Here is a 23,501-nt window from a genome sequence, read left to right as displayed (position 1 = left end):
GACCAGCTCGATGCGCACTGGGAACCGCGCGACTTCGAGCCGGGCCCGACCATGTTCGCCGAGTGGGCGGTCGAGGGCGGCCTGGACGGCAACACGCGCCGGCAGAAGAACGCGGGCGGCCCGCAAGGCAAGTTCCTGACCGAGAAGCRCTGAGCAGCAGCATCGCCCCGGCCACGACAGGGCAAGACCACGAAGACAGGCAAGTCGAAGTCAGCCAGGACGAGACATGCCCCCGCAAGGCAATACGGTGCGGCGCGAGCCGCACCGGGCAATACAAGGAAGTGCCATGAGTACCAGCCAATCCCTGACCCTGCGCGTGCAGGCCATGCGCTTCGAGGCGCGCGGCATCGTCAGCGTGGAGTTGCGCGACCCTGACGGGCGCGAGCTGCCGGCGTTCGCGCCCGGTGCGCATATCGACCTGCACCTGGGCAATGGCCTGGTGCGCAGCTACTCGCTGTGCGGGGCCCCGKAAGTGCGCGACCGCTACGTGGTGGGCGTGCTCAACGACCGCGCCAGTCGCGGCGGCTCGCGCTATGTGCACGAGCAGTTGCGCGTGGGGACCACGCTGGCCGTGGCGGCGCCGCGCAACCACTTCGCCCTCGAAGAGAACGCGCCGCACAGCGTGCTGGTGGCCGGCGGCATCGGCGTGACGCCGATCGTCTGCATGGCGCGGCGCCTGCACCAGCTTGGCCGGCCCTTCACGCTGTACTACTGCGCGCGCTCGCGGGCCGAGGCGGCCTTTGCCGATGAGCTGGCTGCCTATGGCGACGCGGTGCGCATGCACTTCGACGACGAGGCCGGCTGCCCGCCGGACCTGCCTGCGCTGCTGGCCGGACAGGCGGCCTCCACGCATTTCTACTGCTGCGGCCCGGGCGCGATGCTCAATGGGTTCGAGGCTGCCTGCGCCGGCCATGGCTACACCGAAGTGCATATCGAACGCTTTGCCKCGGACCCCTCGGTGGCGGCGGTGCAGGAAGGCGAGTACACCGTGACGCTGGCCGCCACCGGCGGCGAGCTGACGGTGCCTGCGGGCAAGTCGCTGCTGGATGCATTGCTCGAAGCCGGCATCGCCGTCGAGCACAGCTGCAGGGAAGGTGTGTGCGGTTCGTGCGAGACGCGCGTGATCGACGGCATTCCCGAGCATCGCGACAGCGTGCTGAGCAAGGGCGAGCGTGATTCGAACAAGACCATGATGGTGTGCGTGTCCGGCTGCAAGGGCCGGCGCCTGGTCCTGGACTTATAAGATGGCCCGCGCGCCGCGCAACGCGGCGCGCCCGGCGGCGCCTGCGGCGCCAGCGCGAGGCGGCTGCCTGCCTCGGACACTTTTGAAGAGAAACACCGTGTTGATCMAGAGACAAGAGGCTGCGCCGGCCAATGCCGGCGCACAGGGCACCCCATTCCAGGCCACCACCGTCGCCGCTGACGGCGGCGCGCGCACCGCGACCCACGGCGAGATCATCGCGCGCATCGAGCGCATGCCCGGCAACGGCATGCATATCCGCGCGCGGCTGCTGATCGGACTGGCCACGTTTTTCGACGGCTTCGACGTGATCGCGATCGCCGCCACGCTGCCACTGCTGATCTCCGCATGGTCGCTCACGCCGGGCCAGATCGGCTTCCTGATCGCGGCGCCGTCGGTGGGGCAGCTGGTCGGCGCGCTGCTGTTTCCCGCGCTGGCGGAGCGCTTCGGCCGCCTGCGCTCGATCGGCTGGAGTGCGGGCATCATCGGGCTGATGAGCATCGCCTGCGGCTTCGCGCCGTCGTTCGAGATCTTCGCCTTGCTGCGCATCGTGCAGGGCCTTGGCCTGGGTGGCGAGCTGCCGGTGGCCGCCACCTATATCAACGAGGTCACGCGCGCGCACGGCCGCGGGCGCTTCGTGCTGCTCTACGAAGTGGTGTTCCCGATCGGCCTGCTGATMTCCAACGTGGCCGGCGCCTGGCTGGTGCCGCGCTTCGGCTGGACCGTGATGTATTTCATCGGCGGCGCGCCCATCGTCCTGTTCTTCATCCTGCGCCGCGCGATCCCGGAGTCGCCGCGCTGGCTGGCGGAGAAGGGCCGCCTGGCCGAAGCCGACCAGGCGCTGGCCGCCTTCGAGGCCCGGGCCCGCGGGCCGCTGCCGCCGCTGGGCGATGTGGCCGCCTATGACGCGCTGACGCACAAGCACCCGCGCCGCGGCGTGCGCGACCTGCTGGGCAAGGCCTATATCGGCCGCACGCTGGCGGTGTGGATGCTGTGGGCCACCTGCGGCTTTATCMAGTACGGCCTGTCGACATGGCTGCCGACCATCTACAAGACGGTCTATCACGCGCCGCTGCAGCTGGCGCTGAACCTGGCGGCGGGCGCATCGGTGCTTGGCGTGGTCGGCTCGCTGGTATGCGCGATGGTGGTCGACAAGGTTGGCCGCAAGCCGGTGATCAATGTGTCGTTCGTGCTATGCGCGTTGTCGCTGGCGCTGGCGGGTGTGTTCCACGCCGAGTCGGTGTACGTGGTGGCCACGCTATGCGCGCTGTCGCTCGGCTTCCTGGCCAGCGGCTTCATCACCGCCTACGTGTACACGCCGGAGCTGTATCCCACCAGCGTGCGCGCCATGGGCTGCGGCCTGGGCGGCGCGTGGCTGAAGCTGGCCGCGATCTTCGCGCCCACGCTGATCGCCAACACCATCRGCACCGGCGACCTTAGCAGCGCCTTCTACGCGCTGGCGCTGGTCCCGTTCGCGGCGGCGCTGACCATTCACTTCCTCGGCATCGAGACCAAGGGCAAGGTGCTGGAGCAACTGGAGGCCTGAGGCCGGGGGGCGGCCCCGGCTCCGGCGGCCCGGCGGGCGCCCTGTGCGCCCGCGCTATTCGCCTTCGCCGCCGCTGCCGTCGCCGCCTGCCTGGCGCGGCGTMACGCACAGCCCGTGCAGCTTTCTCAGCGCCTGGTACATCGCCCGGCGTTCTCCCGGCTCCAGCAGCCGTATCACCTCMGCCTGGCTCTTCCTGGCCAGCGGCATCACCTGCTCGTGCAATGCCAGCCCCGCCGGCGTGATGCTGCAGATCAGCTTCTTGCGCGGCGTATTGCCCTCCGAATCCAGTTGCACCAGCCCGCGGCCTTCCAGCAGCCGCAACGTGCGGCTGACCAGCGCCTTGTCCGAGGTGGACTGCAGCACGAGCTCGGCAAACGGCAGCGGCCGCGCATGCGCCAGCAGCGCCAGCACGCGCCATTCCGGCACGCTCAATTCGAATTTTTCCGCGTAGGGCAGGGTTACGGTGCGCCGCAGGGCGTTGACCAGCTGGCTCAGCATGGTGGTCAGGAAGTCGTCKACGACCAGGCCGCTGCCGTTCTCGTCCAGCTCGGCCCACGGGCAATCAGTGCGGGCACGCGCGGCGGCGTCCTCCGCGTGGCCGGCTTCGCGCTTGATGGGATCCATGTCGTTCGGGATGTGCCGCATGGCGGCATGTGATGTGGAGGCTGATTGTCTCATGACGCGCTTGCGCCACGTCTTCGCGGTCGATTTCGCGACGAAATAAACATAAGTAAAMGCGCGTGTGTCAATTGGGGTTTAGCGTAAGTTGAGTCATCAACAAACGTATTCTACGATGTTGTGTATGTTCCTGATGTAAATCTATGTTTCACCAATAAAACGCAAAAGCGAAGGCGTTCCCATCGTCCGCCGACCCCAACCTGTCTCCCCGCGGCCACTCKACGCGGACCTGGAGCGCCCCCACAGGAGCCATAGATGAAACCTGCCCGACGTCACATCCTTGCCGCGGCCATCGCTGCGCTGCCCTTTGTCGCCCTGGGGGGCGGCCCGCTCGCGCAGGCCGCCTATCCCGTCAAGCCGGTCACGATCGTGGTGGCCTATCCACCAGGCGGTGATACCGATTCCATGGCGCGGATGTATGCCGAGAAGCTGTCGGTGCGACTCAAGCAGCCGGTCATCGTGGAGAACAAGCCGGGCGCGGGCGGCGTGGTGGGCAACGCCATGGTCGCGCGCGCGCCGGCCGACGGCTATACGCTGCTGTTCACGCCCAACCCGTTCACCACCGCGCCGATGGTGCTGAAGCTGCCGCCCGCATCCAGCTACGACGCGCTGCACGGCTTTACCCCGGTCATCCAGACCGGTACGCAGACCGTGCTGCTGGTGGCGTATCCGGGCGCCGGCATCAAGACCGTGCAGGAGATGGTGGCCGCGGCCAGGGCCGGCAAGCCGCTGACCTACGCGAGCCCCGGCGCCGGCTCGCCCATGCATATCGCGGGCGAGTGGGTCAACCACGCCGCCGGGGTGAGGATCCAGCACGTGCCGTACCGCGGCGTGGCGCCGGCGGTCAACGACGTGGTGGCGGGGCACGTCAACTTTGCCTACGTCACGCTGGGCCCGGTGGCGCAATACATCAACACCGGCAAGCTGGTCGCGCTGGCCGTGACCGATCCGAAGCGCTCTGCGCTGCTGCCGAACGTGCCGACGCTTGCCKAGCTCGGCTACAAGGACGTGGTGGTGGGCGCATGGCATGGCGTGATGGCGCCCAGGGGCACGCCGGCGGACATCGTCCGGCAGCTCAACKATCAGCTCAATGAGATCGTGAAGATGCCGGACATCGCCGAGAAGATGGCCACCTTCGGCGCGGTGCCGGTGGGCGGCGCGCCCGGCGTGCTGGAGAAGGTCAACGCCTCCGACTACGAGCGGCTGGGCAAGGTCATCAGGGATTTCGGCATCACCGCCGAGTGATTGCCCCCGGGCGGTGCGCACCGGCGGCAGGCGCGCGCCGGTGCACGCATCGTTTTGTTCGGATTTCAGATCAGGGAGGTCGGCATGAGTACGTCGACAGTGGGAACCTCCACGCCGCAGGTGACAGCGCGGGAAAAGGTGCAGGGCAGGGCCGTGTATGCAGGCGACATCAAGCAGGCCGGCATGCTGCACGCCAAGGTGCTGCGCAGCCCGCATCCGCACGCGCGCATCGTGCGCATCGACACCGCGGCGGCGCGCGCGCTGCCGGGTGTGAAGCTGGTGCTGACCGGCGCGGATACGCCGAAGCGCCTGTGGGGGCCGCACCGCAAGGAGCAGCGCATCCTGGCCGCGGGCGTGGTGCGCTACGTGGGTGAGGAGGTTGTGGCGCTCGCCGCGGTCGACGAGGAAACCGCGCGCGACGCGCTGGACCTGATCCGCGTGGAGTACGAAGAGCTGCCTGCCATCCTCACGCCCGACGCAGCGCTTGCCGAGGGCGCGCCCGAACTGCACCAGGGCACCCGCAATATCGCGCACGAGATGCATATCGAGCGCGGCGATATCGAGGCCGGCTTTGCCAGGGCCGCGGTGGTCCATGAGGCTACCTACGACATGCAGTCGCAATATCCCGGCTACCTGGAGCCGATGGCCACCGTGGCGGCGCAGGATGGCAACGGCCGCCTGACGGTGTGGGCGTCGACGCAGTCGGTGTTCCTGGCGCGCGCGCGGCTGGCCGAGGCGCTCGACCGCCCGGTCTCGACCATCCGCGTGATCCAGGCCGTCACCGGCGGCGGTTTCGGCGCCAAGATCGTGGAGGAGAACAACAGCCTGATCGCGGCGCTGCTGGCGAGCCGGCTGGAGCGGCCGGTGCGCTTCGTCAACAGCCGCCTGGAAGATTTCCTCGGCGCGCGCTCGAGCGTGCCGGCCCGGGTATGGCTGAAGATGGGGCTCGACGCACAGGGGATGATCGTCGCCAAGCACGTGCGCATCACGGCGGAATGCGGCGCCTACGCGGGACTGGCCGGCGACGTGATGCACGTGAGCGCGATGCGCAGCGACAATATGCACCGGGTGGAGAACGTGCGCTCCGATGCGGTGCTGGCCTACACCAATACGCAGCCGCGCGGCGCGTTCCGCGGCTTCGGCGGGCAGCAGATGCTGTTCCCGCTGAACAGTCACCTTGCGGTGCTGGCGGACATGCTCGGCATGGATCCCTTCGAAGTGCACAAGCGCAACGCCATCCGTACCGGCGATACCAGCGTGCACGGCTGGAAGATCGGCAGCAGCGGCCTGGCCGAATGCCTGGAGCAGACCCGCGAGGCGATCCGGTGGGACGCGCGCCGCGCCGCCGCCGCGGCGCAGACCGGCCCGCGCCGGCGCGGGCTCGGCATCGCCGCGGCCATGCATGTCAGCGGCAACCGCACGCTGGGTAACTGGGACGGCTCCACCATCTTGCTCAAGGTCAACGAGGACGGCCGCGTGCTGCTGCTGACCAGCGAGTGCGACATGKGGCAGGGCGCCAACACCATGCTCAGCCAGATCTGCGCGCAGGAGCTGGGCATTCCCCTGGCGCACGTCACCGTGGCYGCGCCGGACACCGACGCCGCGCCGTTCTGCCTCGGTTCGCTGGCGTCGCGCGTGACCATCATCTCCGGCAACGCGGTGCTGCGCGCCGCGCGCGAAGCGCGGCTCAAGCTGCTGACAGTGGCCGCGGAAAAGCTCGGCGTGCCGCGTGACCGGCTGGAGATCGCCGATGGCGTGATCCGCGCGTGCGCGGGCGATGGCGAGAACGCCGGCAAGCAGGCCACGCTGGCCGAGATCGCGCGCCTGCATATCTTCCGCCACGGCGGCGAGGGGCTGATGGTGCGCGCCACCTACGATGCGCCCACGGTGATGCACGACGCCGACTACTACGGCAATATCGCGCCCGCCTATTCCTTCGCGGCGCAGGCCGTCGAGGTGGAGGTGGATACCCAGACCGGGCAGGTCACGGTCATCGACAGCTTTGTCTCCGACGACTGCGGCAAGGCCATCAACCCGCTCGCCGTGCACGGCCAGACGCACGGCGCCACGGTGCAGGCCATCGGCTGGACGCTGTACGAGCACCTGCTGGTCGAAGACGGCCGCATCCTCAACGGCAATTTCGCCGACTACAACATGCCCACCGCCGACGCCGTGCCCGCGCTGCGCACCGAGGTGGTGGAATCCAACGATCCCAACGGCCCGTACGGCGCCAAGGGCGCCAGCGAGACGGCCATCCTGCCGGGTGCCGCGGCCATCGCCAATGCGGTCTGCGACGCCGTGGGCGTGCGCATCCGCTCGCTGCCGATCACGCCGGAGAAGGTGCTGGCCGCGCTGCGCGCGCGCCGGCAAGAGGAGGCACGCCATGCGTGATTTCGAGTTCCTGGAACCCGGCTCGGTGCAGGAAGCCAGCCGCATGCTGGCCGACCTCGGCGACCAGTGCCGGGTGATGGCCGGTGGCACCGCGCTGATGCTGGGCATGCGCCAGCGCATGGTGACGCCGTCGCACGTGGTCTCGCTCGGCCGGCTCGATGCGCTGCGCCAGATCGACTACGACCCGCGCGGCGGGCTGCGCATCGGCGCGCTGGCGCTGCACGCGCAGGTCGCGCGTTCACCGCTGGTGCAGGCGCATTACCCCATGCTCGCCAGCATGGCGGCACGGGTTGCCAACCCGCAGGTGCGCAACCAGGGCACGCTGGGCGGCAACCTCTGCTACGCCGATCCCGCCACCGACCCGCCGGGCTGCCTGATGGCGCTGCAGGCGCAGGTCGTGCTCGCCGGCAGCCGCGGCGAACGCGTGCTGGAGATGGAGGATTTCCTGGTGGACTACTACACCACCGCGCTGGCGCCCGACGAACTGGTGACGGAGATCCGTGTCCCGGCGCCCGCGCCCGATGCGCACGGCCACTATGCACGCTTCCTGCGCACCGCCGCCGAGCACCGGCCGCTGGCCAKCGTGGCGCTGCTGGCGCGCCGCGCCGGCGCCACCTGCGTGGAGGCGCGCCTGACKGTCGGCGCCTCCACGCCGGTCCCGGCGCGCCTGCGGCGCGCCGAGGCCTTCCTCGCCGGCAAGACGGTCACGCCGGAGGTCGCCGCCGAAGCGGCAGACATCGTCGCGGCCGATATCGAGCCGGTATCCGACCTGCGCGGCGATGCGCACTATCGCCGCGAAATGGTTCGCGTGGTGGCGCGGCGCAGTATCGCGACGCTGTTCGGCCTGGCCACGGACTAAGGAGCCTTGATGAAAAAGATCACCATCGAACTGAGCGTCAACGGCGAGCCGCACCGCGTGGAGGCGCCCGCGCGGCGCCTGCTTTCCGACCTGCTGCGCGACGACCTCAACCTGACCGGCACCAAGCGCGGCTGCGAGACCGGCATCTGCGGCGCCTGCACCGTGCTGGTGGACGGCGAAGCGGTGAAGTCCTGCCTGATGCTCGCCGTGCATGCGCGCGGGCGCGAAGTCAGCACCGTCGAGGGCCTGGCCAGCGGCGGCGAACTGCACCCGCTGCAGCAAAGCTTCATGGAATGCGGCGGCCTGCAGTGCGGCTACTGCACCCCCGGATTCCTGATGACCTCCTGCGCCATGCTGGCGCACAACCCCAATCCCACAGAAGAGGAAGTGCGCGCCGGCCTGAACGGCAACCTGTGCCGCTGCACCGGTTACGTCGGCATCGTCGAATCCATTCTGTGCGCCGCGGAGAAGATGCGTGGAAATTGAAAAAACCCTGGTCGTCGGCGCAGCGCCGGCGCGTGTATGGGCGCTGTTGCTCGATCCCAATGTGATGGGCGGCTGTGTGCCCGGCATGCAGTCGATCGATGTGATCAGCGATGTGGAGTACGTCTCGGTCATCCAGGTGAAGATCGCCTTCATCAACGCGCGCTTCCGCCTCAGGACGAATATCGTGGAGATGCGCGCGCCCGGCTACCTGCGCACCGAAGGCACCGGCGAGGACGCCTCCGTGGCCAGCTCGCTGCGGCAGTCCAGCGAAGTGTTCCTGAGCGCGCAGCCGGACGGCGGGACCGAGCTGCGCATCAAGCTCAGCGTGGACGTGCTGGGGCGCCTCGGCACCTTCGGCCTGAGCGTGATGAAGACCAAGGCCGACCGGATGTGGGAGGAGTTCGGCGCCAATCTCTGCGCGCGGCTCGAGGCGGCTGAGGGGGCCGAGGGGGCCGAGGGGACGAGCCCGGCGGCCGCCATGGCCGGCGCCGGACAGCAGGCGGCACGGCAGGCAGCCACGGTCCCGCCGGCGCCCGCGGCCACGTCCGCCGTGCCGGTGGCCGAGGCCGCGCCGGCACGGCAGGCTGCGGACCAGGCCGCGCGTCCGGCCCGGGCCGTGCAGGCCACGCACAACGGCAGCGCCGGTTGGTGGTCGCGCCTGTTCTCGCCGGCGGCGGCMGCGGCACCGGCGCAGCGCGGCCCGCTGTCTGACATCTGCATCGAGGTGCGCCAGCCCGACGCCACCATCACCGTGCGCTGGCCGGTGCAGCACGCGGGCGAGTGTGCCGCGTGGTTGCGGGACTACCTGAAGCCCTAGGCCGGTGTCGCGGGCGGCTCCGTGCGCGGGGCTGGCGACTGGCGCGCCGTGGCGGGCAAAGTGGCCCCGGCGCCGGGCATGGAGCAGGCGCGGCGCCAAAGCCGTTACCATATCGCCATGCCACAGCACGCCAATCGCACAGACGACACCATGACAGACGCCCTCGAGCCTGCCGATCCGCAGGACAAGTACATCGTCCCGGGCCTCGAGCGCGGCCTGCGCCTGCTCGGCGAATTCAGCCGCCACGAGAAGACGCTGTCGGCGGCCGAGCTGGCGCGCCGGCTCAAGGTGCCGCGCTCCACCGTGTTCCGCCTGCTCACCACGCTGGAGATGATGGGCTTTGTCGAGCGTACCGACGGTGGCCGCGAGTTTCGCCTGGGCATGGCGGTACTGCGCCTGGGCTTCGACTACMTCGCCTCGCTGGAACTCACCGAACTCGGCCGCCCGCTGCTCGACCGCCTGCGCGACGAGATCAGCTATCCCTGCAACCTGGTGGTGCGCGATGGCCGCTCCATCGTCTATGTCGCMAAGTCCGTCGCGCCGACGCCGTTCGCCAGCTCCGTCAACGTCGGCACGCGCCTGCCCGCGCACGCCACCGTGCTCGGCCGCGTGCTGCTCGAAGACCTCACGCTGGCCGAACTGCGCGTGCTCTATCCGGAGCCGCAGCTCGAAGTCTTCTCCGACAGCACGCCCAAGACCGTGGAAGCCTTGTTCGACATGGTCCAGCGCGACCGCGAGCGGGGCTACGTCCTGCAGGAAGGCTTTTTCGAGACCAGCATCTCCACCATTGCCGCTCCGGTGCGCGACCGCACCGGCAAGGTGGTGGCCGCGCTCGGCGCCACCATCCCGGCCTCGCGCATCGACCCGGAGAAACTGGACATCATGGTGGAGCAGGTGAGGGGAGCCGCGGCCGAATTGTCGCGGCTGCTGGATTACCGGCCGGCCAGAAGCGAGTTGCTGGCGCTGTAGAGCGGCAGGTGCGGTGGCGGGTGGCCTCGACCGGCCAACCCGCTCAACCCGCGCGATTGAGGATCGACAGTACCCAGATCGCCAGGATGGGCGCACCGGCAAGGTAGCGCAACCAGGGATCCCGGCTGGCGGCCCACAGCGCCCAGAGTGCGGACAGGGCTGCGGCGAAAACGAACGCGCAGGCCGCCGCGTAGTATTCCCTGGCCCGGTAGGCCCGCAATTCGGCGAACGGACCTTGCGCGCTGTCGGCATGGGCGGGAGCGGAGGCGGCGGCCCACAACTCGGCGATCATGATGGCGCAGACAAAGCCGAGCGCCAGCGTCAGCAGCCACCTGGCCGCGCTCACCCATCGTGAAATTCTTCTCATGGCGGGAACCGTCATCGTATATGCGCCTTGGGCGCGACGGTTCCAGATTTACGGGAGGCGGCGGTGGGATTCAGGCGGAAAGTTCTGAATCGGGGCGGGGGATTTCTGGAAACGGAAGCGGCGGCGATGCGTGCTGGATTACGCGCCAATTACGCGCCACACAGTGCCATCAAGAGCCACCAAAGAAAAAAGGACCTGGGCTGTCGCCTCAGGTCCTTCGTTCTTCACCGAATTCTGGTGGGTGGTACAGGGATTGAACCTGTGACCCCTGCCGTGTGAAGGCAGTGCTCTACCGCTGAGMTAACCACCCCTGCTGCTGCGTTGTTGCTGCMGTGCTGCAGAGAAACGAAATTATGCCGGTACCTCTGTATMTTGTAAAGCCCTTTCTTGGAAATTTCTTCAAAAAAGTGGTCCGGCGCATCCATGGGCCTGCCGCGGCGCTTGGGCCGTGGCCTACGCGGCTTGCGCGGCGGKGGCTGCGATGGCTTGCGCKGACTCTTGCCACACCACTTTGCCGCCGCTGGCCTTGTCGAGTTGCTTGAGCACGCCGAGGTGAGCGTCGACTTCCTCGTCGCTGGCCATCAGCACGGGCAGGGCCAGGCGGGAGAGGTCGGCGGCCGCCACCGCGCCGCTTTCCTCGCCGCCGCCTTCGAGCATGTCGATCACCAGCGAGTTCTGGCCGCGCGTCATGGCGAGGTAGACCTCGGCCAGCAGCTCCGCGTCGAGCAGTGCGCCGTGCAGCGTGCGGTGCGAATTGCCGACGCCGAGGCGATCGCACAGCGCGTCGAGCGAATTGCGCTTGCCGGGGAACATCTGGCGGGCTTCGCGCAGGGTGTCGATCACGCTGCCGGCGTGCTCGCGGAACGGCGGCAGCCCGAGCAGCTTGAATTCCATGTCGAGGAAGCCAAGGTCGAAGGGCGCGTTGTGGATGATCAGCTCGGCGTCCTGGACGAACTCGCGGATCTCGTGGACGACTTCGGCGAACTTCGGCTTGTCGGCCAGGAAGTCCACCGTGATGCCGTGCACCGCGATCGCGCCTTCGTCGATATCGCGTTCGGGGTTGACGTAGAAGTGCAGGTGCCGCCCCGTGAGGCGGCGGTTAAGCAGCTCCACGCAGCCGATTTCAATCAGGCGGTCGCCGCTGGCGGCGTTGAGGCCGGTGGTTTCGGTGTCGAGAACGATCTGTCGCATGGCGGGCATTCTAACCGGTGAGGCGCGGCGGCCGTCGTGCGGCCGCGGCGCCTGTCGCTTGCTTATCCCTGCAGGGAGGCCACGCCGCGGTTGGCGAGGGCGTCGGCACGCTCGTTGCCGGGATGGCCGTTGTGGCCGCGTACCCAGTGCCAGGAGATATCGTGTCCCTGGGCGAGCTTGTCCATTTCCTGCCAGAGGTCGGCATTCTTCACCGGTTTCTTGTCGGCGGTCTTCCAGCCACGGGCCTTCCAGCCCGGCAGCCATTCGCCGATGCCTTTCTGCACGTACTGGGAGTCGGTGTAGACGGCCACGCGGCACGGCCGCTTGAGGGCGCGCAGCGCTTCGATGACGGCGGTCATCTCCATGCGGTTGTTGGTGGTGTTCTGCTCGCCGCCGAACAGCTCCTTCTCGTTGGCGCCGGCGACCAGCACCGCGCCCCAGCCGCCGCGGCCGGGATTGCCCTTGCAGGCGCCGTCTGAATAGATGATGACGTCTTCGATTTCGTTGCTCATGGATTCGCAGCTGGGGGCCGGCAGCCTCGGGGGGCGCCGGCCGGGTTGTTGGATGGGCAGGCGGTGGCGTTCAGTGCTCGTCGCCGGGGGCCTTGCCGTGGGTGCCGGTGGGCGTGGCCACCGGCGCGGCGACCGGCGAAAGCGCGGGCTTGGTRGCTTTCCAGGCGGGGCCGACCAGGCGGATATTGCGCACGCGCTTGACTGCAGAGATCATATAGACGGAACCGAAGATCGGCCACCAGCGGTCGCCGGCCTTCTCCATGAAGGCGGCGCGCTGCAGCCAGCGTTCGGTCCGGTACGGCGGGCAATAGCAGCCGAAGCGGCCGCGGATGATATCGAAACCGAGCAGCTTGAGCCAGTCCTTGATGCGCACGAAGCCGATCGACTGGTTGTCGTTGGGCAGGAACKGGTCGGCGCCGAGCCGCTTGAGGCCCTGGCGCGCGCCCCACAGGCTCATGGGATTGAAGCAGGTGATCACGACGCGGCCTTCGGGCATCAGCACGCGGGATACCTCGCGCAGCACTTCATGGGGGTCTTCGGAAAACTCCAGGATGTGCGGCAGGGTAAGGAGGTCGATACTCTGGGTCGCGAACGGCAGTTCGTCGAAGCGGCACAGCAACTGGCGCGCGTCGACCTGGGCGCGCGGGCYGTGAGGGCCGCTGCCGGGCGCCAGCGCCAGTGCGGAGAACGGCATGCGGTTCTCGCGCAGGGTGTCGACATGKGGCAGGCCSAKCTGCACGGCGTGRTAGCCGAAGATGTCCGCCACGGTCCGGTCGTACTGTGCCTGTTCCCATTGCAGCATGTACTGCCCGGGTGGCGAGGCAAGCCAGTCTTCCCAACTTATAATCGGACGCTTGGACATAGGAGCACGCATGTTGAAGGTGGAGCCGATTTCCGCATTCCAGGATAACTATATCTGGGCAATCCACGACGGTCACTGCGCCGCCGTGGTGGACCCGGGCGAGGCCGCGCCGGTCGAGGCCTTCCTGGCCGGCAGGGGGCTGGTCCTGGGCGCTATTGTAATCACCCACCACCATGGCGATCACCAGGGTGGCGTGGCCGGGCTGCTGGCGGCGCACCCGAGCGCGCCGGACGGCATGCCGATGCCGGTGATCGGGCCGGCCGGCGAGCGCATCGACGGGCGTACCGTGGCCGTGCGCGAAGGCGACACGGTGGACGTGGCGTATCCGGCCATGCGACTGCGCGTGCTGGACGTGCCGGGCCATACCGCCGGCCACGTCGCCTACGTGGCCGACCTGCCGGGCGCCGGGCCCGCCGTGTTCTGCGGGGATACGCTGTTCGCCAGCGGCTGCGGGCGCCTGTTCGAGGGCTCGCCGGCGCAGATGCTGGCGTCGCTGGACAAGCTGGCCTCGCTGCCCGGCGATACCCGGGTGTACTGCGCGCACGAGTACACTCGCAGCAATGTCCGCTTTGCCCGCGCGGTGGAGCCGGGAAATGCGGCGCTGGCCGCCTGGGACGCGCGCGTGGAAGCGCTGCGCGCGGCCGGCACGCCGACCGTGCCGACCACCGTGGCGCAGGAGCGCGAGGTCAATCCCTTCCTGCGCTCGCGCGAGCCGGACGTGCGCCAGGCCGTGGCGGCCCACGCCGGCGGTCCGGCCAGCGACGACGCGGCGGCCTTCGGCGCGCTGCGCGGATGGAAGGATAATTTCCGCTGATTTCGTGCGCAGGCGCGGCTGGCCGATGCCTGCCGGCGCTTGTCGCATACATTACCTGCCGCGCCGGCCAGCCGCCGCGGCCGGGAGAATTTCATTGACGCGAAAGCCGGATTTTTTTAGCATCAGGCAAATTTTTAGCGTCACGATTTGAGAACTTAATGAAAATTGGTCGATTACTGGTGGTGTTTGCGTGTGCCGCGCTGCTTGCAGCGTGCGCCAGCACGCCAACCCCGCCTGAAGCCGCCGACGGCGGCACCCCGACCGCCTCCGCTACCAGGCCGGCTATCTCGAAGCCCGATCCGCTCAACTCGATCAACAGCGCCTCCGTCATCAACGTGGACAGCGACAGCCTGGGCTGGCTGCGTGGCCCGTCGAGCGACATCTGGGACCGCATCCGCCGCGGGTTCGGCATGCCCGACCTGGAAGGCACGCTGGTTGACGATCGCACGCAGTGGTACGCGCAGCGGCCGGACTATATGGAACGGATGGTGGGGCGCTCGAGCCGCTACCTGTATCACATCGTCGAGGAGCTGGAACGGCGCAAGATGCCCACCGAGCTGGCGCTGCTGYCGTTCGTGGAGAGCGCCTTCAATCCGCAGGCGGAATCGACCGCCAAGGCCGCCGGCATGTGGCAGTTMATCCCGAGCACCGGCAAGACCTACAACCTGAAGCAGAACATGTTCCGCGACGAGCGGCGCGATGTGCTGGCTTCGACCGACGCCGCGCTGGACTACCTGGCGCGGCTGTACGACATGTTCGGCGACTGGCAGCTCGCGCTGGCCGCCTACAACTGGGGCGAGGGCGCGGTCTCGCGCGCGATCGCGCGCAACCAGGCGCGCGGGTTGCCGACCGACTATGCCAGCCTGAACATGCCCAACGAGACGCGCTACTACGTGCCCAAGCTGCAGGCGGTCAAGAACATCATCGCCAATCCGCAGATGTACGGGGTCAAGTTGCCGGACATCCCGGATCACCCGTATTTCGTCACGGTGACCACCTCGCGCGATATCGACGTCACGCTGGCCGCCAAGCTGGCCAACCTGCCGCTCGACGAATTCAAGGCGCTCAACCCGTCCTTCAACCGGCCGGTGATCCTCGGCGCGGCCAATCCGCAAATCCTGCTGCCGTTCGATAACGCCGAGCGCTTCCAGTACAACCTGAACACCTACCGGGGCGGCCTGTCGAGCTGGACCGCGGTGACGGTGGACAACCGCGAGCGCATCGAAGCGCTGGCGGCGCGGCTCAATATCGATGCCGACACCATCCGCGACATCAACCGCATTCCCAAGGGCATGCGGCTAAAGGCCGGCTCKACGGTGGTGGTGCCGCGTTCCGGCGAGCATAACCAGGACATCAGCGCCACGCTGGCCGACAGCGCGATGATGGCCGTGGAGCCTGATGTGCMGGATGCGCGCCGCATCGTGGTGCGCGCCGGGCGGCGCGATACGGTGGCGTCGGTGGCGCACCGCTATGGCGTGTCGCAGGGCCAGGTGCAGTCCTGGAACAAGCTGTCCGGCACCAAGCTGGTGTCGGGGCAGAGCCTGGTGCTGATGGTGCCGGCGCGCARCCGCTTCGCCAGCGCACCGGCCGAACCGTCGACGGCGTCCGCGCTGGTGCCGGTACACGCCGAGCCGGCGCACGCCGCGGCCGGGGGCCATGGCGCGCGCCAGCGCGTCACGGTGGAAGCCGCGCCGCGCAAGGGCGCAGCCGCGGCGGCCAAGGCGCCCGCCAGGGCCTCGTCGTCCAGGGCRGCGCCCGCGGTGGCGTCGGCCAAGGCCAGCACCAAGGCGGCTGGCAAGGCCTCCGGCAAGGCGCGCGCGCACTGATCGCACGGCGCGGGTTTGTGCTGGATCAAGGGCGTGCCGCTGGCACGCCCTTTTTGTTTTTCGGCGCGGCGCGCGGTAAGTCTTGCGTAAGGCGGCGTGGCCAGACTGCAAGCGCCGCCGGTGGTGGCAAACTAATGGCAGGCAGCGCCTGGTGACCCGTCACCGGTATCCGGAGATGGCCAGCGGCTGCCGGCACAGAAATCAGACAACCCGCGACAAAGCGGAGGAGACAAGCCATGACGGCAACCCGTGCCCTGCACGCCCGGTCCTTGAGCGATCCCGCAGGTTTCTRGGCCGAGCAGGCCCGCCGCATCGAATGGGAAACGCCGTTCGATACGGTGCTGGACGACAGCCGCGCGCCATTMACCCGCTGGTTCGCCGGCGGGCGCACCAATCTCTGCCACAACGCCGTGGACCGCCACCTGGCGGAGCGGGCCGGCCAGCCGGCGCTGGTCTACGTGTCCACCGAGACCGGCGAGCACCGCAGCTACAGCTACGCGGAGCTGCACGACGAGGTCAACCGCATGGCGGCGATCCTGCAGCAGATGGGCGTGGCCCGCGGCGATCGCGTGCTGATCTACATGCCGATGATTCCCGAGGCGGCGTTCGCCATGCTGGCCTGCGTGCGCATCGGCGCCATCCATTCGGTGGTGTTCGGCGGCTTCGCTTCGGTCAGCCTGGCCGCGCGCATCGACGACGCGCAGCCGCGCGTGGTGATCAGCGCCGATGCCGGCTCGCGCGCGGGCAAGGTGGTGCCCTACAAGCCGCTGCTCGACGAGGCCCTGCAACTGGCCGCCTACAAGCCGGAACGCGTGCTGATGGTGGACCGCCGGCTCGCCCCGATGACGCTGGTCGCCGGCCGCGACGAAGACTACGCTGCCTGGCGCGAACGCGTGGGCGCGGCGCGGGTGCCGTGTACGTGGCTGGAATCGAGCGAGCCGTCCTACGTGCTCTACACCTCGGGCACCACCGGCAAGCCCAAGGGCGTGCAGCGCGATACCGGCGGCCACGCCGTGGCGCTGGCCACGTCGATGGAGTACATCTTCTGCGGCAAGCCTGGTGACACCATGTTCTCCAGTTCCGATATCGGCTGGGTGGTGGGGCACAGCTATATCGTCTACGGCCCGCTGCTGGCCGGCATGACCACGCTGCTGTACGAAGGCACGCCGGTGTACCCGGACGGCGGCATCCTCTGGCAGCTGGTGGAGCAGTACCGCGTGAACCTGATGTTCAGCGCGCCCACCGCGATCCGCGTGCTCAAGAAGCAGGATCCCGCCTGGCTCACGCGCTACGACCTGTCCGGCCTGCGCCTGCTGTTCCTGGCCGGCGAGCCGCTCGACGAGMCCACCGCGAGCTGGATCCAGCAGGGCATCGGCAAGCCGGTGGTGKACAACTACTGGMAGACCGAGACCGGCTGGCCGATCATCGCGATCCAGCGCGGCATCGATCCGCTGCCGGCCAAGCTGGGCTCGCCCGGCGTGCCGGTGTACGGCTACGACCTGAAGATCGTCGACGAAGCCACCGGCGCCGAGTGCCCGCGGGGCCAGAAGGGTGTGCTCGCCATCGACGGGCCGCTGCCGCCCGGATGCCTGAGCACCGTGTKGGGCGACGACGAGCGCTTCGTCCGGACTTACTGGAGCGGCGTGCCGGGCCGCCGCTGCTACTCCACGTTCGACTGGGGCGTGCAGGACGAGGATGGCTACATCTTCATCCTTGGCCGCACCGACGACGTGATCAACGTGGCTGGCCACCGGCTCGGCACACGCGAGATCGAAGAGAGTATTTCGTCACATCCGGCCGTGGCCGAAGTGGCGGTCGTGGGCGTGCAGGATGCGCTCAAGGGCCAGGTGGCGATGGCCTTCGTCATTGCGCGCGACGCGGGCCGCACCGCTACCCAGGCCGACCRCCTGGCGCTGGAAGGCGACGTGATGAAGACCGTGGACCGCCAGCTCGGCGCGGTGGCGCGACCGGCGCGGGTGTTCTTCGTCAACGCGCTGCCCAAGACCCGCTCGGGCAAGCTGCTGCGGCGCGYCATGCAGGCCGTGGCGSAGGGCCGCGACCCGGGCGACCTCACCACCATCGAGGACCCGACCGCGCTGGCCCAGTTGCGGGCGGCGATGCAGGGCTGAGGAGAAGAAGGGCGGCGGCCCCGGCTGGCGGGGCCGCCGCTGCGCCGCCGCAGAGATTGTGCTTGCCAGCCGCCGCCATGCGGACTAATATTTTAAGCATAAAATATTTAAGCATGATCTAGATGCGCAGCCGCGCATCGCATGCGCCGAAATATGCTGTCCGTGCCGCTGGCTTGCGCCGCGGCGGCACCGGCGCGCTGGAGACGAAAGATGCGAGTGTTGTGTATCGGCGGTGGCCCTTCGGGCCTGTACTTCGGCCTGCTGATGAAGCTGCAGGACCCCGCCAACGAGGTCTACGTGGTGGAGCGCAACCGCCCCTACGACACCTTCGGCTGGGGCGTGGTGTTCTCGGATGCCACCATGGACAACCTCAAGGTCGCCGACCCGGTCAGCGCGCGCCAGATCGACGAGGCCTTCAACCACTGGGACGATATCGACGTCCATATCGGCGGGCGCACCATCCGCTCCGGTGGCCACGGCTTCATCGGCATCGGCCGCAAGCGCTTGCTCAATATCCTGCAGGCGCGCTGCGAGGAACTCGGCGTGCACCTGGTGTTCGAGACCGACGTCGCGGATGACCAGGCACTTGCGCAGCAATACCAGGCAGACCTGGTGATCGCCTCCGACGGCATCAACAGCCGTGTGCGCGGGCGCTACGCCGACACCTTCMGGCCCGATATCGATACGCGCCGGTGCCGCTTTGTMTGGCTCGGCACGCACAAGCTGTTCGACGCCTTCACCTTTGCCTTCGAGAAGACCGAGCACGGCTGGTTCCAGGCCCATGCCTACCGCTTCGACGACCATACCTCCACCTTCATCGTGGAAGCGCCCGAGCCGGTGTGGCGCGCGGCAGGGATCGAGCAGATGAGCCAGGAAGAGGGCGTGGCGTATTGCGAGCGCCTGTTCGCGCGCTACCTGGACGGCAACCGCCTGATCAGCAACGCCACCCACCTGCGCGGCTCCGCCAGCTGGATCCGCTTCCCGCGCGTGATCTGCCATACCTGGGTGCACTGGAACACGCTTGCCGACGGCCGTCGCGTGCCGGTGGTCCTGATGGGGGATGCCGCGCACACGGCGCATTTCTCGATCGGCTCGGGCACCAAGCTGGCGCTGGAAGACGCCATCGAGCTGGCCAACAATATCCGCGATGCGGGCGCCGGCGGCGCCGACGTGCTGCCGCAGGCGCTGGAGCGCTACCAGGCCAGCCGCAGCGTGGAAGTGCTGAAGATCCAGAATGCCGCGCGCAACTCAACCGAATGGTTCGAGAACGTGGCGCGCTATGCCGGCATGGCGCCCGACCAGTTTGCCTATTCGCTGCTGACGCGCTCGCAGCGCATCTCGCACGAGAACCTGCGCGTGCGCGATGCGGGCTATGTGGACGATTTCGAGCGCTGGCTGGCAAGCCAGGCCGCGGCCGACGTGGCGGGGGCGCAGACGGCCGCGCCGCAAGCCGGCGCGCGCGCCGTGCCGCCGATGTTCACGCCGTTCCGCGTGCGCGACGTCACGCTGAAGAACCGCGTGGTGGTATCGCCGATGGCCATGTATTCCTGCGAGGACGGCGTACCCGGCGATTTCCACCTGACCCACCTGGGCGCGCGCGCGCTCGGCGGCGCCGGCATGGTGGTGGCGGAGATGACCTGTACCTCGCCGGACGCGCGCATCACCCCGGCTTGCCCGGGCTTGTGGAATGACACGCAGCGCGACGCGTGGCGCCGCATCGTGGACTTCGTGCACGCCAACAGCGATGCGCGCATTGCCATGCAGATCGGCCACGCGGGGCGCAAGGGCTCKACACAGCTCGGCTGGGAGCAGATGGACTACCCGCTGGACAACGGTAACTGGCCACTGCTGTCGGCCTCGGCGCTGCCCTATATGCCCGGCATCTCGCAGGTGCCGCGCGAAATGACGCGCGCCGACATGGACCGCGTGCGCGACGATTTCACGGCCGCCGCGCGGCGCGCCGCCGAGGCCGGCTTCGACTGGCTCGAGCTGCATTGCGCGCACGGCTACCTGTTGTMGAGCTTTATCTCGCCGCTGACCAACCTGCGTGGCGACGAATACGGCGGCTCGCTGGCCGCGCGCCTGCGCTATCCGCTCGAGGTCTTCGCGGCGGTGCGCGCGGCGTGGCCGCAGGAGCGGCCCATGTCGGTGCGCATCTCKGCGCATGACTGGGTCGAGGGCGGCATCACGCCCGACGATGCAATCKAGATMGCGCGCGCCTTCAAGGCCGCCGGCGCGGACATGATCGATTGCTCGTCGGGCCAGGTGAGCCCGGACCAGGCACCGGTGTATGGGCGCATGTACCAGACACCGTTCGCCGACCGCATCCGCAACGAGGCCGGCATCGCCACCATCGCCGTGGGCGCGATCTTCGAGGCCGACCACGTCGACAGCATCATCGCTGCCGGCCGCGCGGACCTGTGCGCGATCGCGCGTCCGCACCTGGCGGACCCGGCCTGGACCATCCACGAGGCCGCGCGGATCGGGCATCGCGAACTGGCCTGGCCGAAGCAATACCAGGCCGGCAAGCGCCAGCTCGAGACCAATCTGGAACGTGCGGCGCAGATGGCGCAGCAACAGGCAAGACAAGAGGCGCTGCATGCGCGCCAGGCGGAGGGTCTTTGAACATGGGTGCACAGCATTCCCTGCAGGGCCGGCACGCCCTGGTCACCGGCGGCGGTCGCGGMATCGGCGCCGCCATCGCGCGGCGCCTGCTGGCGCACGGCGCCAGCGTCACCCTGCTCGGTCGCKACGCGGCCACGCTGGCCGCCACCGCCGATGCGCTGGCCGATGCGGTGGTGCCGCCGGCCGTGCTCGGCACGGTCAGCGCGGATATCTCCAGCGCCGACAGCGTGTCGGCGGCGTTTGCCGCGGCCGCGCAGAGGGCGGGGCGCATCGACGTGCTCGTCAACAACGCCGGGCAGGCGCGCAGCGCGCCCTTCATGAAGACCGACCTGGCGCTGTGGCAAGGCATGCTCGAAGTCAACCTGACCGGCACCTTCCTGTGCACGCAGGCGGCGCTGCCCGGCATGCTGGAGAACGGCTGGGGCCGCATCGTCAACGTGGCCAGCACCGCCGGCCTGGCTGGCTATGGCTATGTCAGCGCCTATTGCGCGGCCAAGCACGGCGTGATCGGCATGACGCGGGCGCTGGCGCTCGAGACCGCCAGCAGCGGCGTKACCGTCAACGCGGTCTGCCCGGGCTACACCGAGACCGACATCGTGCGTGACGCGGTGGCCAATATCGTGCGCAAGACCGGCCGTAGCGAGGCGCAGGCCCGCGCCGATCTGGCCAAGGGCAATCCGCAGGGGCGCCTGGTGCAGCCCGAGGAAGTGGCGGATGCGGTGGCATGGCTGTGCCAGCCGTCGGCCAGCGCCATCACCGGACAGTCGATCCCGGTGGCCGGCGGCGAAGTCATGGCCGGCTGAGCCCCGCGCGGCGAGACGCAAGCACACAACGCAATCCAACGAATCCCTGCAAGCGAGAAACGAGATGAGCGAAATCGCACTGGACATGCGCCACCACAAGCGCAGCTTCGCCGGCTACCAGCCCAAACATTTCCTGTGGTCGGTCTCGGCCGACGGCAAGGTCGGCACCGTGACGCTGAACCGCCCGGAGCGCAAGAACCCGCTGACCTTCGATTCCTACGCCGAGCTGCGCGACCTGTTCCGCGGCCTGTGCTACGCCACCGACATCAAGTCCGTGGTGGTCACCGGCGCCGGCGGCAATTTCTGCTCGGGCGGCGATGTGCACGAGATCATCGGCCCGCTCACGCGCATGACCATGCCCGAGCTGCTGGAGTTCACGCGCATGACCGGCGACCTGATCAAGGCCATGCGCGCCTGTCCGCAGCCGATCGTCAGCGCCGTCGACGGCATTTGCGCCGGCGCCGGCGCGATGATGGCGCTGGCCTCCGACATGCGGCTGGGCACGGCGCAGGCCAAGACCGCCTTCCTGTTCGTGCGGGTGGGCCTGGCCGGCGCCGACATGGGCGCGTGTTCGCTGCTGCCGCGCGTGATCGGCCAGGGCCGCGCCAGCGAACTGCTCTACACCGGCCGCGCCATGAACGCCCAGGAGGGGCTGCAATGGGGCTTCTTCAACGTGCTGCATGCGCCGGAAACGCTGCTGGCCGACGCGCAGGCGCTGGCCGCGCAGATCGCCGCCGGCCCCACCTTCGCCCACGGCGTGACCAAGAAGCTGCTGCACCAGGAATGGAATATGGGCCTGGACGAAGCCATCGAGGCCGAGGCCGAGGCGCAGGCCATCTGCATGCAGACCAGGGACTTCCGCCGCGCCTACGATGCCTTCGTGGCCAAGACGCGCCCGGTGTTCGAAGGCGACTGAAACCACACGCAAAGCAGACCCCAAGAAAGAGGAAGGCCAACGCCATGTCCGACAAGAGTTATCTCGCCCTGCCGTTCTTCGATGACGCGCACCGCGAACTGGAGCAGCGCCTCGACGCCTGGGCCACGGCTTCGCTGGCCGTCGACMACAGCGATACCGATGCCGCCTGCCGCGCGCTGGTGCGCCAGCTCGGCGCGGCCGGCTGGCTGCGCTACTGCGTGCCGGCCGCCTACGGCGGCGCGCTCGACAAGCTCGATTCGCGCTCGCTGTGCCTGCTGCGCGAAACGCTCGCGCGCCACGATGGCCTGGCCGACTTCGCCTTCGCCATGCAGGGCCTGGGCAGCGGCGCCATTTCGCTGGCCGGCAGCGAGGCCGTGCGCGAGCGCTACCTGCCGCGCGTGGCGCGCGGCGAGGCGATCGCGGCCTTTGCGCTGTCCGAGCCGGATGCGGGATCGGACGTGGCGGCCATGCAGTGCCGCGCCGTGCGCGACGGCGACGACTACGTGCTCGACGGCGTCAAGACCTGGATCTCCAACGGCGGCATTGCCGATTTCTACTGCGTGTTCGCGCGCACCGGCGAGGCGCCCGGCGCGCGCGGCATCTCCGCCTTCGTGGTGGATGCCGGCACGCCMGGGCTGAGCATCGCCGAGCGCATCGACGTGATGGCGCCGCACCCGCTGGCCACGCTGCGCTTCGAGAACTGCCGCGTGCCCGCCGGCGCGCGCCTGGGCGAAGCGGGGCAGGGCTTCAAGGTGGCGATGATGACGCTGGATATCTTCCGCGCCTCGGTGGCCGCCGCGTCGCTCGGCTTCGGCCGCGCCGCACTGGACGAAGCGCTGGCGCGCGCCACCTCGCGCCCGATGTTCGGCGGCGTGCTGGCCGACCTGCAGCTCACGCAGGCCGCGCTCGGCGACATGGCCACCGCGATCGACTCGGCGGCGCTGCTGACCTACCGCGCGGCCTGGCTGCGCGACGTGGCCGGCGTGCGCACCACGCGCGAGGCGGCGATGGCCAAGATGGTTGCCACCGAGAACGCGCAGCAGGTGATCGACCGCGCCGTGCAGATGTTCGGCGGGCTCGGCGTCAAGGTCGGCACGCGCGTGGAGAGCCTGTACCGCGAGATCCGCTCGCTGCGCATCTACGAAGGCGCCACCGAAGTGCAGAAGCTGATCATCGCGCGCGAGACGCTGGCGCAGCATCGCGGCTAGCCCGGCGGCGCCGGCGC

General features: G+C 69.0%; 20 protein-coding genes, 1 tRNA gene and 1 pseudogene. 16 read left to right on the top strand and 6 right to left on the bottom strand.

Translation table 11 applies throughout. The features are described 5' to 3' along the window. The 3 genes and pseudogenes from AC1DKV_RS25730 to AC1DKV_RS25720 all read left to right on the top strand — a co-directional run. Positions 1 to 153: pseudogene (locus tag AC1DKV_RS25730) on the top strand (VOC family protein); the annotation flags it as partial. A gap of 133 nt (positions 154 to 286) precedes the next feature. Next, positions 287 to 1,243, top strand: a complete 957-nt coding sequence (locus AC1DKV_RS25725; protein WP_477138313.1) for a PDR/VanB family oxidoreductase — start codon at positions 287 to 289, stop codon at positions 1,241 to 1,243. A gap of 232 nt (positions 1,244 to 1,475) precedes the next feature. Further along, positions 1,476 to 2,786, top strand: coding sequence for an MFS transporter (locus AC1DKV_RS25720; protein WP_477138315.1), 1,311 nt, complete (start codon positions 1,476 to 1,478; stop codon positions 2,784 to 2,786). Positions 2,787 to 2,840: 54 nt separating this feature from the next. On the opposite strand, the gene AC1DKV_RS25715 is transcribed toward AC1DKV_RS25720, so the two are convergent. Beyond that, complete coding sequence (locus tag AC1DKV_RS25715; RefSeq protein ID WP_441618387.1) at positions 2,841 to 3,410, bottom strand: MarR family winged helix-turn-helix transcriptional regulator; 570 nt, start codon at positions 3,408 to 3,410, stop codon at positions 2,841 to 2,843. Positions 3,411 to 3,719: 309 nt separating this feature from the next. Between AC1DKV_RS25715 and AC1DKV_RS25710 the strand changes: the two genes are divergently transcribed. From AC1DKV_RS25710 to AC1DKV_RS25685, 6 genes are all read left to right on the top strand, one after another. Beyond that, positions 3,720 to 4,709: a Bug family tripartite tricarboxylate transporter substrate binding protein gene (locus AC1DKV_RS25710; RefSeq protein ID WP_477138312.1), complete on the top strand. Its 990-nt coding sequence runs from the start codon at positions 3,720 to 3,722 to the stop codon at positions 4,707 to 4,709. An 84-nt stretch (positions 4,710 to 4,793) separates the two neighbouring features. Continuing rightward, the gene (locus AC1DKV_RS25705; protein WP_477138311.1) at positions 4,794 to 7,100 is read left to right on the top strand and encodes a xanthine dehydrogenase family protein molybdopterin-binding subunit; all 2,307 of its coding nucleotides are present in this window, start codon (positions 4,794 to 4,796) and stop codon (positions 7,098 to 7,100) included. Further along, positions 7,093 to 7,959: an FAD binding domain-containing protein gene (locus AC1DKV_RS25700; RefSeq protein WP_477138310.1), complete on the top strand. Its 867-nt coding sequence runs from the start codon at positions 7,093 to 7,095 to the stop codon at positions 7,957 to 7,959. The genes AC1DKV_RS25705 and AC1DKV_RS25700 overlap by 8 nt, the downstream gene beginning before the upstream one ends. Positions 7,960 to 7,968: 9 nt before the next feature. After that, the gene (locus AC1DKV_RS25695) at positions 7,969 to 8,445 is read left to right on the top strand and encodes a (2Fe-2S)-binding protein (RefSeq protein WP_441618233.1); all 477 of its coding nucleotides are present in this window, start codon (positions 7,969 to 7,971) and stop codon (positions 8,443 to 8,445) included. Then, positions 8,435 to 9,262 carry an SRPBCC family protein gene (locus tag AC1DKV_RS25690; protein ID WP_441618235.1) on the top strand — a complete coding sequence of 276 codons (828 nt, stop codon included), beginning with the start codon at positions 8,435 to 8,437 and terminating at the stop codon, positions 9,260 to 9,262. The genes AC1DKV_RS25695 and AC1DKV_RS25690 overlap by 11 nt, the downstream gene beginning before the upstream one ends. 150 nt (positions 9,263 to 9,412) lie before the next feature. After that, positions 9,413 to 10,231, top strand: coding sequence for an IclR family transcriptional regulator (locus AC1DKV_RS25685; protein ID WP_477138309.1), 819 nt, complete (start codon positions 9,413 to 9,415; stop codon positions 10,229 to 10,231). 43 nt (positions 10,232 to 10,274) lie between these two features. Here the strand turns inward: AC1DKV_RS25685 and AC1DKV_RS25680 are convergent, their stop codons facing one another. From AC1DKV_RS25680 to AC1DKV_RS25660, 5 genes are all read right to left on the bottom strand, one after another. Beyond that, positions 10,275 to 10,598 carry a hypothetical protein gene (locus tag AC1DKV_RS25680; RefSeq protein ID WP_441618239.1) on the bottom strand — a complete coding sequence of 108 codons (324 nt, stop codon included), beginning with the start codon at positions 10,596 to 10,598 and terminating at the stop codon, positions 10,275 to 10,277. A gap of 235 nt (positions 10,599 to 10,833) precedes the next feature. Then, a tRNA-Val gene (locus AC1DKV_RS25675) sits at positions 10,834 to 10,908 on the bottom strand. Between the two features lie 143 nt (positions 10,909 to 11,051). Continuing rightward, positions 11,052 to 11,789 carry a DNA polymerase III subunit epsilon gene (gene dnaQ / locus AC1DKV_RS25670; RefSeq protein ID WP_477138308.1) on the bottom strand — a complete coding sequence of 246 codons (738 nt, stop codon included), beginning with the start codon at positions 11,787 to 11,789 and terminating at the stop codon, positions 11,052 to 11,054. Between the two features lie 62 nt (positions 11,790 to 11,851). After that, complete coding sequence (gene rnhA / locus AC1DKV_RS25665) at positions 11,852 to 12,289, bottom strand: ribonuclease HI (protein ID WP_441618389.1); 438 nt, start codon at positions 12,287 to 12,289, stop codon at positions 11,852 to 11,854. 82 nt (positions 12,290 to 12,371) lie between these two features. Then, positions 12,372 to 13,163, bottom strand: a complete 792-nt coding sequence (locus AC1DKV_RS25660; RefSeq protein WP_477138307.1) for a class I SAM-dependent methyltransferase — start codon at positions 13,161 to 13,163, stop codon at positions 12,372 to 12,374. A 10-nt stretch (positions 13,164 to 13,173) separates the two neighbouring features. Between AC1DKV_RS25660 and gloB the strand changes: the two genes are divergently transcribed. The 7 genes from gloB to AC1DKV_RS25625 all read left to right on the top strand — a co-directional run bounded on the left by gloB (position 13,174) and on the right by AC1DKV_RS25625 (position 23,484). Beyond that, entirely contained in the window at positions 13,174 to 13,977 is an 804-nt protein-coding gene (gloB, locus tag AC1DKV_RS25655; RefSeq protein ID WP_441618245.1) for a hydroxyacylglutathione hydrolase, read from the top strand. A gap of 158 nt (positions 13,978 to 14,135) precedes the next feature. Further along, positions 14,136 to 15,803 (top strand): transglycosylase SLT domain-containing protein, encoded by a 1,668-nt coding sequence (locus AC1DKV_RS25650; RefSeq protein WP_477138306.1) that lies wholly within the window; start codon positions 14,136 to 14,138, stop codon positions 15,801 to 15,803. Positions 15,804 to 16,039: 236 nt separating this feature from the next. Next, complete coding sequence (locus AC1DKV_RS25645) at positions 16,040 to 17,932, top strand: propionate--CoA ligase (RefSeq protein ID WP_477138305.1); 1,893 nt, start codon at positions 16,040 to 16,042, stop codon at positions 17,930 to 17,932. Positions 17,933 to 18,142: 210 nt separating this feature from the next. Then, complete coding sequence (locus AC1DKV_RS25640) at positions 18,143 to 20,557, top strand: bifunctional salicylyl-CoA 5-hydroxylase/oxidoreductase (RefSeq protein ID WP_477138304.1); 2,415 nt, start codon at positions 18,143 to 18,145, stop codon at positions 20,555 to 20,557. Positions 20,558 to 20,559: 2 nt separating this feature from the next. Beyond that, the gene (locus AC1DKV_RS25635) at positions 20,560 to 21,360 is read left to right on the top strand and encodes an SDR family NAD(P)-dependent oxidoreductase (RefSeq protein WP_477138303.1); all 801 of its coding nucleotides are present in this window, start codon (positions 20,560 to 20,562) and stop codon (positions 21,358 to 21,360) included. Between the two features lie 64 nt (positions 21,361 to 21,424). Continuing rightward, entirely contained in the window at positions 21,425 to 22,276 is an 852-nt protein-coding gene (locus tag AC1DKV_RS25630; protein ID WP_441618253.1) for an enoyl-CoA hydratase family protein, read from the top strand. Positions 22,277 to 22,320: 44 nt separating this feature from the next. Further along, positions 22,321 to 23,484, top strand: coding sequence for an acyl-CoA dehydrogenase family protein (locus tag AC1DKV_RS25625; protein WP_477138302.1), 1,164 nt, complete (start codon positions 22,321 to 22,323; stop codon positions 23,482 to 23,484). The last annotated feature ends 17 nt before the right edge of the window (positions 23,485 to 23,501 follow it).

The organism is Cupriavidus sp. 05T41 (genome assembly GCF_056396525.1).
This window is presented reverse-complemented; position numbering and strand designations above follow the sequence as displayed.